The sequence below is a fragment of the Pirellula sp. SH-Sr6A genome (assembly GCF_001610875.1).
Classification (GTDB): Bacteria; Planctomycetota; Planctomycetia; order Pirellulales; family Pirellulaceae; genus JBKCUI01.
Window position 1 is genome coordinate 2335718 of record NZ_CP011272.1, and the last position, 11725, is coordinate 2347442.

Consider the following 11725-nt stretch of genomic DNA (forward strand, 5'->3'; position numbering starts at 1 on the left):
TCACAGAAGCCTCCAGGCAAGCTATAGCCACTGCGGAACAACATCGAATCAAAGATGCTTGAACCGTGTATGGATAACTGAGGGGACGCTACCTGCATCAGCAGGCGCACAAGACCGAAGAGCGTTTACACCTCGAATAGTCGTTTAATCAACATCCTTGTATCGCAGTCACAATCGCCAGGGCCAAGCTCCCTCAAAGCTCTCCAACAAAGGCACCGGTGCCCTCCGCTGCGCCGCTTGTCATTCGCCATACGCTCCGCATGCGCTGCGCCGGGGTGAGCGACCGACAAGCGGCTCCGACGAAGGCACCTACCGGGAACTCTCATGATGTAAAAACAAAAATCCAAAAATCGTGGCGACCGCCACTTGCAAACCCAGGACTTCATAGTCGACCGCAATCACCCGGTCGCGACGGGAAATTCTCATTTGTAAAACGCCCGATTTCGCGACTCGGGTGCATTGCGTGGTTATCCGTCAGGTTTTTGTTGCCACGGAATCATGCCTGCAACGCCTCCAAGCATCTCACCGGATGGGGACCAAATGTCAATGATCCGGTGTTCCGTAATTAGGTTGCACCCCTAATCGTGAAGGTATGTCAAAATCTCGTACGGGGAAAACAACGACACTGTCTTGGGAAATATTTGGAATCGATAGTCCAGTCGTTCCAATCGATCACGCAATTTGCCTTTGCCCGTTGGGAGCGGAACATCACATTCAAATTCAGGATCTGCAGACGCAACCAAGTCAACAAGTTGGATTGTGGAAATGTCGAGCGCTGAGAGTGCTGCCTTCCAACGGGCACGCAGCTCAAGTACGGTTTCACGCAATCGGTTGGTATCGAGTATCTCATTCACGTCAGGTACGGATAACACCACACATCACCGATGTCCCCGCAAGTGATGCTGCCACTTAAATAACGCACCGTCGGGGAATTCGGTGCATGTGCTTGTTACCTGCGGTTTGTGCGATCCTTGGGGATGTCGTACCAGAACGTCCGTCGTTCCCCGCAGCCATCTACAGCAACGTCGATGTATGCTCGGGTGGCTCCTGCCCAGTCGTTTTCATTCAATACTGCGATCGCCGATTTCAGACCCGATTCAGATTGTACCATTCCCGACAGATGCACGAATCCAGTCCCGTTACCTCTTATCATCACATCCAGTTGGGCACCGTCGATCTCGTAGAGTTTTGGTACGTAGCAATATCTCGTTCCTGAGTAATGAATCGAAGATGCGGAAGTCGATACAAGTTTGTAGTGCCCCAATGCTCCAACGTAGGTCCGTCGATGTGAATATTCTCCGTCATCAAACTCTGTTTGGATTACGAAGGGAATCACGGTTTCCAAGGGTATTGAACCGTCAGCGCAAAGGCGGTCCGTCCACGATTGCTTAGCGCAAAAGTGCGCAATTAAGGCGGTAGCGATCAATAGCGAACGTAGTCTGAACTTCATCGTCACCTTTTGCACGTAACGAAAAGGATCAGCGGGCGGCGGGAATTGACGCTGAGCTCACGAGAACGCTCACCACCGCCGCTCCGTTGCATCCCATGGTTCTGGCATTTCTTCGGTCTGAGATTCGTGCTCTTGCTCAACGCAGCGGTGCTCGTTATCGTAATCGATCTCGGCATCGTACGTTGCGCCGCCTCGAATGACCGAGCAACGGTATCGATCGAAAGTCGATAAACGTCGAGTCGTTCGTGGTCAAAAGATTGCGCAGTCATCAGGCTGGTTCCGATTACGATTACGAGCACCGTCGCTACGCGACTGAGCACGAGCACGGCAGCCAGAACGACACGGTTGAACCGACTGTTCTGTTGTCTTTTAGGGGAGCAACGCTCGGAGTTCGGAAATCAGCCCAATCACTTTCTCTCGATTCTTTCCGAGCAATACCCATTTGGGAAGTCTGTTTACCATTGACCATTTCGAGCTTTGAGGTCGTGGTCGATCTTTGAGGATCACAAATGCAGACAAATCGTTTGCATGCTGATGATTCAGTATTGCCAATACGTTGTTACCGATTTGGCCGACCGCCCATATTGTGTAACCGAAGTACGGTTCGCGTAAGTTGGCGAGAACGAAGTTGGCGAAATCGGATTCCCAAGTTGGGATCGGCCAGTCGTGGTGAAACGCGCATGACGGACACGTGAATCTGACGTTGGTTGGGCGCCACGGGATCGCATAGCGTGACTCAGCGTGTATTACAGCGCGGTTGGCACATCGCGGGCATTTGCAGAACACGACACGAAGGTAGTCAGTCAGACAAGCATTGAAACCGTGATGCTCGGAAGTTGTCATGGTTGTGTGCACGCTGTATCTGACAACAGAACGGCCAAATTCAGCGAGTTCGAGGAGAAATTTCCACGCCGATCAGAACGCCTGACCGAGCACTTCGCTACAAATTTTTTGCTCGTCTGTATTCTGATTCAACTGCAACCACGTGATGGACAATCGCAACTGCGTCGATTGATAATCAGCGAAATCGCAGTGACTAGCGAGACCATGAAAATAGCTGCCGAAGTTGCAGTAAGTAACGTACTGAGTTGGAGCGCTGCCAATTGGGTTCCATTCAACGGCCCATCAATGGATTGAAGCGTTGTTGAGTTCAGGTGTACAGCCGAGACGAGAACCCAAAATGCGAATCCAAATGTTGCCACCGAAGTCAACGCGCCCCATAGTTTTTTACCATCAATTGATTTCATTTTCCGTCCTCAATTGCAAAATTAGGGAATCGACAAACGCCAGCCGTCACCGGGCACGGAGAGACGACTTTCCAATTGTGAAACCATGCAAGCCGTGCTCCGTGTGCACGGCTTTGTTATCCGCCGGTTTGAGTTCAGCGTTGGCGGAGTGTTCACGATAGTCTAGCCGATTGAAGGTTGCCGGAAATGATCTGTGGCACATTTGTCATGTTTCGTGCCGGTCCGAACCGCATTTGAAGCACTGTGCGGCATGACGCGATCGCAATGTTTGACCGCAGTGTTGGCACCAGGGCATCGGATAGACCAGCGTTTGAACCATTCCGAAGACGGAGGCAATTGATGGATGATGCGACTCAATCCTCAAAACTTTAGTCTGCACCTTCATTCCGGATTAGCACCATTCGTCTTACCTCCGCGTCTCTCCGCGATCTCCGCGGTTAACCCCTCTTCGGCGGATTGGTAATGCCACCCAACCAGACCCCATCCCAGAGATAATCAATCTTACTGCGGTTGTTTGAATGCAGTCGTGAATCAACCGCAGAGGGGGCGGAGGATCGCGGAGTTGATACCGAGTCGTTGTTGATGATGCGTGCCTTCCAATGCGTTTGCCGAATGTTCGCCTCCTCTTGCGTTTGGTTCTTTTCTTTGGGCCTTAGCGCCTTTGCGAGAAACTTCTTCTTGGTGCCTGGGGGGGGAAGTTGCGCGCCAAGGTGCAAAGTTGGTAAGGATGGGGGACAAGAGATGGAGGGAATCGAATGAATTGCGAACTTCATCGGACTGGCTTCAGATCACTTTTTAAAGCTCGTCACACATCACGATCCCCTCTCTTCATCCCCTTTTCTCCCATTGCGAGCTTAGCGCTTTAGCGAGAAAGCTCTGGGTTCTGGATTGGTGCGAGCTTAGCGCCTTTGCGAGAAACTGCCGGCAGGAAGAAGTGGCTCGCCAAGGCGCAAAGCTCGCAATGGGAATACAGGAACGGATTGGTGACGCGTCCCGTCTACGACACTTTTAAGAGCTTATCAATCTTGCTGCTATGGATTGAATTCAGTGGTGAATCAACCGCGGAGGGGGCGGAGTTCCGCGGAGTTAGAATCGATTTGTCATCGATGATGCGAAAAAAGCCGGTGTGTTGCGTTGTTGCAAGACACCGGCTTGATCGAAAAACCTACTGCAGTCAGGCTCACAGAGTTCCCTCTGCGAAAGCTGCTAAAGCGGGAAGTTGGTAAAAGCGGACTCGAATGACTCCAGGATGGGATGAATCTTTACTGGCCGGGAATCCAAAGCTTGCTGCCACCACCCGAGGAGTCGCTTTCGGCCGGTTGATCCGGAGTCCATAGTCCCGATCCACTGCTCGAACTTGGGGAGATCGATGGCTCGCCGCCGCCGAGACTTCCTGTTCGCTCACGCATTTGCTGCTCGCGCATCATCGCCATTTGCAAGAACTGAAGGAGGACAGGGTCCTCTGGATTCTCACGCAGGGACTTCTCCAGGAATATGCGTCCCTCCGCTCCTCGACCTAAACTGTTGAGTATTTCGACTCGCTCCAAGACAGCATTGCCCAAGGGAACACCAAGTTCTTTGGCCAACTCCGAAATGCGGAGCAACAACTTCTCCGCCTCGTTCGGATCCGTCGCCAACTGCGCCTTCAAATTGAGAAGGGTATACTCTGCCGACGACTTGAGATTATCCGGCCACTGCATTCGCTCGCTGGCTTGGACCAAGTCTTCGCTGACCGAAGCCACACCTCGAGTCAATGCAGACTGCATCAGCTGGATCAAACTGTCTGGATCGATCGACTTGAGATCGGTCCAAAAATAAGCTGCCCCGCCGACTTGGTCAAAGACGTCTGTCGAAGCTTGGAGCGACGGCTGCGTCAAATGAAGCTGATGGTGCAACTCTTGGAACAGGGTATTGTTCAATCCGGAGGATCCCGATCCTTGCCAATGCAGTAACAAGGCCAACAAGGCGATCCGCTGCTTAGGATCCGTGGACGCTTGCCGAGGCGACTGCTCGCCAATGCACTCGAGAGGGTAATCGAGGAACGCATCCAAGACCAATTGTCGGGTTGCATCGCGGAAAGCAACCGAGCGTTCTGCCGGTACTTGATGCTTCACAATGATCGATGCAGAGACCTGCGACAAATACGAAGTCGGAAGCTTCTGAATCAAGACTCGCGTGAGGCCGGTCAGCCCCAACTCTTGCTTGACCTGCTCCAGCAACTCACGTCGAGCGCTCGGCGGCGGCTCCATCGTTACCAATCGCGCGGGCTTATCGGTTTGTTTGCCATAGAAGGCAAGCCAGGAACCGGTTCGGCTCGCCTCAAGCTCGCCGAATTGCTCGCGCAGCACTGGGGCGACGCAAACGAAACAAGACTTGGGAGGAACTTCTTCTTGAAGCAGGGCAGACAACAAACCTTTGAGCTGCTCCACAGGAACCGGGACCAAGTGCGGGCTGCTGAGCATCTTCTCTTCCAGCTCCGCACCTGCTTCGATCTCGTATTGGCAAAGCTCTTCCGCGATGCCCACACCCGCTGCTCGTGGTGTCAACTCATAAGCGAGCGCTTGGTAATAAATCCGTTGCGGTTCGGGCAACGCTTCCAAGGAGGCCAGCTTTCGGCAAGCGGCACCAGCGCTGTCCGCATCGGAAAGCATCAAATGGCAGTAGAGCAATTGCTGCAAGATAGCAGGCTGTTGGCCAAACTCGCGGAGCATCGACTCCAGCTTGGTCTTCCCTGCCGAAACGCGGTAGGACGAAATGAGAGCGACCGCTTCGGCCAACCTTTCGCCGTAAGGTTCCGACTCGGCATCAACCGCAGACGGGAGAGACTCACGCGATAAAATATTTGTATTGGTTTGACCCGCCAACGACCCGTGAGCTTGGTAACCGAATCGAGCGATTTCGTCCCCCATATCCATCAGCATCTCGGCATGCAACAAAGCCGGGAGCGCCAGGCCTCGTTGGGCCATGGTTTCGAGCAAGTTGAGCGCGACGGTCGCTGTCATCGGTGGCAAAACTTCCGTCGAATCGCCAATCGCCTGGAGGAGCAGCGTCGCTCCCTCTTCGGTGTTCCCGCGAATCACCGCGAGCAGAGAGCGGTAGAGCTTGGCCAACGGGTTATCGGGCTGCAACCGAATGAACTTGGCAGATGTCTCTTCCAGAGATTCCAATTCGCGAAGCTGGAGAAGCAATTCGCACTTCATCGCCAACAACCAAGGCTCCGAAGGCATTGTCTTCAAATCTGCGTTGATGCGATCCAACGCAGCCACGTTCTGCTCGCCAACGATCATGCGATGGATTTTTTCCATTTCTGCCAAGTGTTGATTGCACTTGCAAAACTTGATCTTCTTTCCGTTGCCACAAGGGCAGTAGCTATACTGGTCCAGGCTACTCATTGGCGATCCAATCGGTAATTGATGAGCTCGTAGTGATAAAGGGGCCGCAAACCGCGGCAAGTCCGTGGGATGGCGCCCGTCTGACGCCTCCTATCCAGGCCGGTCAGTGTACCAGTTTTCCGGTTAAGTGCCCATGACCAAGCTTCTGGTGATTCTTCCCTTCCCGTTCCCCATTTGCCATGACCCGCATTTTTCAATTGGAACTTTTCAGTCTCGCGGATTGCGAACGATTCGCCGCCGCTGCCAAAGCATGCTTGGAAGTCCCTCTCACCTTCGGACTCTCCGGCACGCTAGGGGCTGGCAAGACGCAATGGACTCGTTTCTTCGCACAATCGCTGGGTGGAAGCGAGATCGAGGTGAGCAGCCCGACCTTCGTGCTGGTCAAGGAGATTGCGACGTCACCGAAGATCTACCATTTGGATCTCTACCGCGTCGCGGACGAAGACGAACTGCTGGAATTGGGGATCGAAGAATTCTTCGAGGCCCCCGCCGTCACCATCGTGGAATGGGCGGACCGCTTTCTCGAACGGATGCCGAAGAACTGGATACACCTCCAGTGGAGCCTCGATCCATCGGATCCCAACCGACGCATCGTCACCGTCGACGCCCATGGAAAAAGGGCTGGATCGGTGTGCCAGGCTTGGGCAAAATTGCTCGGAATTCCAACCGACCCAACGCCTTGTTAAATGGCCCTAAAAACGAAAACAGCATGGCAGGTTTGCCATGCTGTCTCTTGTAGATTCTCGACGGGTCCTTGCCGACATCCCGCTCGGTTTAGTAAGGACTCGATGCTCCGGTATCAGGATCACCGCACATGTGGAAGTGGTTGTGGTCGATGTACACGACTTCCACGGACTCTTTATCTTCGAGAGTGTAGGGGACTGGCCATCCGTTGATGGTTCGCTCTTCAAAGTAGACCGTGCACTTGTAGTGTGCGTGGTGCAACTGGGCGAAACCGATAAGAGGCACAAAGCGTGGATCGTCGATATAGTCGGCGATCTTCTCCTTGACGATGCGTACGCGGTTGCGTTGCTTTTCGTAAAGGAAAGGTACACCACCCCGGATAGGTCGGGCTCGCTCCAACGCGTGGATGACTTCGTCATCGCTAGGAGGATCGATGGCAGCAACCGGGCCACCTTGTGTCAAAGGCCCCATGATAGGAACCCGAGCGTAACGCTCGTGAACGTGGAATTGCATTTCCTCGTTGTCTTGAAAGTAGGGGCTCACTGGCACGGGCACGCCAAAGGGCCCTAACCCCATGTTCGACAGGGAGAGACATCCCACCTGAGAACTCATGACCGCAAGTAGCGTTAGGCTAACAATCTTTTGAATACGCATGCAGGACATCGATAAAACCCTTGTCGAGTCGGAGACGATCTATTCGTCGGACAAGATGAGTTTCGGCCTGCCAGGTGTTAAAACTTGCGGGTTTTTCCGTCTACAACGGAATTTCCTAAAATTCCATTTGCTAGCGAACTTGCTAGATGATGGGGCAAACGTCAAACCAATTGCGACCTTGCTCCGCCATCCATTCGGCCGAGGGAGTAGGTCCCCACATACTTGGTTCGTAGAGGTGGAGCGTAGGTGCCGCAGGGCTCTTCCAAGCTGCGATGATGGGATCGATGATCCGCCAAGCCTGCTCGACTTCATCACTTCGAGCAAACAATCCCGGATCCCCGACCAACGCATCCAACAAAAGCCGCTGATACGCATCGGGAAGCTCTTTGCCACTGGAATCGAATCGGAAATCCAACTCGCTCAACCGGAGCTTCATATCGGAGTCCGGAACCTTCGATTGGAAATGCAACTGCATTCCCTCCGCAGGCTGGATCTGAATTACTAACCGATCGGCCTCAGGGCGACACGATTTGGACTCCCCGAAGAGCATATGGGGGGGCTCGCGAAACTGGATAACGATTTGCGTCGTTCTACACGACATCGCTTTGCCGCTTCGCAAATAGAACGGAACACCCCGCCAACGCCAATTATCAACATAAAGCTTTAAAACAGCGAACGTCTCGGTCTGGCTGTCGTCCGGGATCCCTTCTTCGTCGCAATAACCGATGTATTGACCACGCACGCCATTCTCGGCGAAATCGCTGCCCCGGTAAGGCCTCACGGCTTGCAACACTTTGACTTTCTCATCGCGCACAAACTCGCCCGTGTAACGCACCGGCGCTTCCATGGCCGTGACCATCATCAGTTGCAAGATATGGTTCTGAAACATATCGCGAAGGATACCCGACTTGTCGTAGTAATCACCGCGGCGTCCTACCTTGACTTCTTCGGCAACCGTGATCTGAACGTGGTCGATATAGTTGCGATTCCAAAGCGGCTCAAAGATGGTGTTGCCAAAACGCAATACCAACATGTTTTGAACCGTCTCCTTTCCGAGATAGTGGTCGATCCGATAGATCTGATCTTCGCGAAAGGTTTGGTGAATCGAGTCGTTTAACTGGCGAGCGGTCGACAGGTCCGTACCAAATGGCTTTTCGATAACGACCCGCCGGCGGCCATTCTCTTCCGTATTCAACCCCGCTTTGCCGAGCTGCGCGATCGCCGTCGCATAAAGCTGCGGCATCGTGGACAAGTAATAGACGCGATCGGTGGCAATACTCCCTTCGATCTCGTTGAGAAACGCTCCGATCTTGCGAAAGTCGTCGTCGTTGCCAATGTCACCAGGATGGTAATGGATGTTCTCCGCGAAGGCGTTCCAGACGTCCGCGTGAAAGTCTCCTTTGACATACTTGGCGGTCGACTCCGTCAATTGAGTCCGCCATTGCTCCGAAGTAAACGGGCTGCGAGCAACACCGACAATCCTCGTTGGTTTGGGGAGTTTGCCACGCTGGAACTGGCGGTAAAGTGCCGGTATCAGCTTGCGGCTGGTAAGGTCACCAGACGCCCCAAAAATAACCATCGTGTAGGACATGGTACTTCGATTTGTTAGTATCTTCGGAATCCGAGCCGGCTTTCAATATTCATCTGCATGGATTGAATCGATTGCTGATTGCCACGCGAGACCAACGCGGAGACTCCTTCGGTAGGAGCTCGTTGAAAATTAGCTAGCAATTCTTCCGTGGGAGGCGCGGTTTCGATGAGCTTCACCACGTAATAGACGGTCCGCTGCCTATCGGGAGCGACGACGGCGTCCCCTGGCTTGGCTGCAAAAACGGTCTCCATAAAGGCCATGTCCACCGGCTGCAATTGATCGATTTGACTGACTTCGTCTGCACCGCTCATCCGAAGCTGCATGAACATCAAAAACATTCGATTCATCGCTGTAAACGGAGAAGGCTCCACGACGAGCTTCTTCTCGATGTCGCTTGTTAAAGCGTCTTCGATCTGACCGGCACCGACCCGTCCCGCAATCTCCTTTGCCTTGGATTCCGCTAGCTTTTGCGCTTCTTGCACTTTCCAAACGGCTGCAACGTTTTCCTTCGCCGATTCAAAGCTCGGTGTGGAAGGAAGCTCTAAGTCGGTCTTCCAGAAAACGAATCGCAAGGTCGATTGGCCCGCGAGGGCGACGGACAAGAGCGGGTTGTAAGCTTCTCCAAGCCCCGAGACGGCTTCGACAAATCGGGACACAGGGATGGCCTGCGATTGGCCTCCCAAACTTACCGTCGATCGACCGATAGGCATCAAGGCGATGGACTCGGAATTCACGACGCCGGTCGTGCCGTAATCCAACCCATGTTCTTTGGCCAAGGCATTGAGATCCGGTTTGACGGGAGCCTCCAGCTTGTCCCCTCCCGGCTGATCCTGCTGGTTCTTGTAAGTTGCCAGCTCCGCCTGGTAGATGCGCATCGCGCTGTAGATCTGCTCAAATTTGTCGTCGATGATTTTCGTCGCCGTTGCGGAAGCCATCTCTCTCGCGATCTGGCTCTTCACTTCCTCAAAGGTCTGTGTTCGCATCGGTGTGACGGCTGGGACCGCTGGGCTGGCTGGATCTTGCGGAGCTGCATCCGGTTTGTCTCCAAGCGTGAGGGCCGCACCGTTTCCTTCTGTGGCCGGAGTCGGTGGAACGACGTCGGCGGGTTTGGCGTCTGCCGGGGCAGGCTCTGCCTGTGCGGATTCTGTCGCTGGCTCCACTGGAGCCGGCGCGGGAGCAACATCGGACTGCGGCTTTTCTTCTTGGAACGAAACCAAACGAACAGTCCCTAGCTCCCTGTCCAATCGACTTTGCGTTTCGCCGCTTCCCTCACCGGGATTATCCAACACAGGTGGTTTTGGTGGCTCGCCAGCGGGCTCCGTCGGCTTGTTTTCGCTCGACACAGGTGGCTCCGTGACGGGCGTTTCCGCTAGTGGAACGGGCGTTTCAGCGGGTTTGACGGGCTCCGTCGTGGGGGCGGGAGTTTCGGTTGACGGCGCGGGCGCTGGCTCGGTTACGGGCGGATTGGCGGCAGGCAATGTGCCGGCTGCCGGAGGCAATCCCATGGGCTCAACCTTGTTTTCAGGCTCGATAGGGACTCGGAATTGATTGGCTTTGACGCGAGTTTCGTACTCGGCTCGCAAAACATCGTCCGAGATTTTGGCCATCTCGTCCGCAATCACCTTTTCCAAGTCGATCGACGCGAACTCGATGTCCGCTGTGGCAGGAAGCATGAAGGCGGGCTGGGAATCGAGCATCCCCGCGGTTCGAATGATATTGCGGCCCGCTTCGTAAAGATCTTTCAACTGCTTGTCGCTCGGAGTCGCTTCGACTTTATCCAAGTAATCCCGCACGTTGACTGGGTACGCTTTGATCTTGGCGGTTTGGTTGAGTCGCAAATACTCGCGCCAATTCTTGCTGGGGGTGGAGAGAGCGGGGAATCCCACTAATCGGGAATCCCGGACGTCTTGGAAAAACAATCCCGACGACGTCAATCGCTCCATCTCTTGGAATGCTAGCTCATCCTTGATGAAGCGAGAAAACTGCGGCATGGTCAACCGTCGTTCGGTCGACTTGACCATGATTGCCTGGATTTCGCTTCCATTCAGTTTTCCATCGACGAATCGTTGCAGGAAGAGTTTGGCCGCCTTGTCGTCGAACTGGATGCCGTGGCGTGCAGCCTCCGAGAGCATCAAACGACGAAAGAGGATAACTTCCTCGGGAGACGTATTGAGTTGCGTGATTCCAAGCGATCCGGCTTCGGGTTGAAACCCGGGCACCGCAGGGATACCACCTTTTTCCATCACGGCCCGCGCCAATTCGCCAAGGAATCGGTTGGCCAGGACCAAGTCCCCTTCGTCCATGGCGACTTGATTCTGTCGAATCACGCCCCCATTCCAGGAAGCGATGACGGGATTGCTCCCCGATGCGCCACCTCGAGCACCGCTGAAATACTCCAGCATGGGAGCGACAACGAAGGACATGATCGCGACGAGGACCGCCCCAGCCATCCATAGCCGTTGGTTCTTTCTGAAAATTTCGAATGGACTTGCCATACCCGAGGATATCCTTTGCGTAGCTCCGAACCTGCATCCACTCCAACGTTTTCGCGGAGTCCGCTGGATTGTAGGGTTTCCACCGGTTGATGCAATTGCACTGCAAACAATCGATCTGGGGCTTGACAAACCCTCCTGGTTTGGGCCAAAACCGCTTAGCTGTTACGAAAGCACGCTATACATAGTCTCCATAGATCGTGTGCCTGACTCGT

General features: G+C 54.1%; 6 protein-coding genes. 1 reads left to right on the top strand and 5 read right to left on the bottom strand.

Going from position 1 to position 11725, the window contains the following annotated elements:
• Window positions 1–578: 578 nt before the first annotated feature.
• Complete coding sequence (locus VN12_RS09175; RefSeq protein WP_146676537.1) at window positions 579–872, bottom strand: hypothetical protein; 294 nt, start codon at window positions 870–872, stop codon at window positions 579–581.
• Window positions 873–3959: 3087 nt separating this feature from the next.
• Entirely contained in the window at window positions 3960–6089 is a 2130-nt protein-coding gene (locus VN12_RS09185) for a hypothetical protein (RefSeq protein ID WP_146676539.1), read from the bottom strand.
• Between the two features lie 179 nt (window positions 6090–6268).
• Between VN12_RS09185 and tsaE the strand changes: the two genes are divergently transcribed.
• On the top strand, window positions 6269–6775 hold the full coding sequence (gene tsaE, locus VN12_RS09190) for a tRNA (adenosine(37)-N6)-threonylcarbamoyltransferase complex ATPase subunit type 1 TsaE (protein ID WP_146676540.1): 507 nt from the start codon (window positions 6269–6271) through the stop codon (window positions 6773–6775).
• A gap of 88 nt (window positions 6776–6863) precedes the next feature.
• On the opposite strand, the gene VN12_RS09195 is transcribed toward tsaE, so the two are convergent.
• The 3 genes from VN12_RS09195 to VN12_RS09205 form a co-directional block, all read right to left on the bottom strand.
• Complete coding sequence (locus VN12_RS09195) at window positions 6864–7427, bottom strand: hypothetical protein (protein ID WP_240491374.1); 564 nt, start codon at window positions 7425–7427, stop codon at window positions 6864–6866.
• Between the two features lie 142 nt (window positions 7428–7569).
• A complete protein-coding gene (zwf, locus tag VN12_RS09200; RefSeq protein ID WP_146676542.1) occupies window positions 7570–9018 on the bottom strand; it encodes a glucose-6-phosphate dehydrogenase in 1449 nt (482 codons plus the stop codon).
• A gap of 14 nt (window positions 9019–9032) precedes the next feature.
• Window positions 9033–11513 (bottom strand): hypothetical protein, encoded by a 2481-nt coding sequence (locus VN12_RS09205; protein WP_146676543.1) that lies wholly within the window; start codon window positions 11511–11513, stop codon window positions 9033–9035.
• Between the last annotated feature and the right edge of the window lie 212 nt (window positions 11514–11725).

What these genes read in the sequence shown, in the direction of transcription:
- VN12_RS09205 (WP_146676543.1), bottom strand. Translation starts at nt 11,513, where the DNA reads ATGGCAAGTCCATTCGAAATTTTCAGAAAGAACCAACGGCTATGGATG.
- zwf (WP_146676542.1), bottom strand. Translation starts at nt 9,018, where the DNA reads ATGTCCTACACGATGGTTATTTTTGGGGCGTCTGGTGACCTTACCAGC.
- VN12_RS09185 (WP_146676539.1), bottom strand. Translation starts at nt 6,089, where the DNA reads ATGAGTAGCCTGGACCAGTATAGCTACTGCCCTTGTGGCAACGGAAAG.
- VN12_RS09195 (WP_240491374.1), bottom strand. Translation starts at nt 7,427, where the DNA reads ATGCGTATTCAAAAGATTGTTAGCCTAACGCTACTTGCGGTCATGAGT.
- tsaE (WP_146676540.1), top strand. Translation starts at nt 6,269, where the DNA reads ATGACCCGCATTTTTCAATTGGAACTTTTCAGTCTCGCGGATTGCGAA.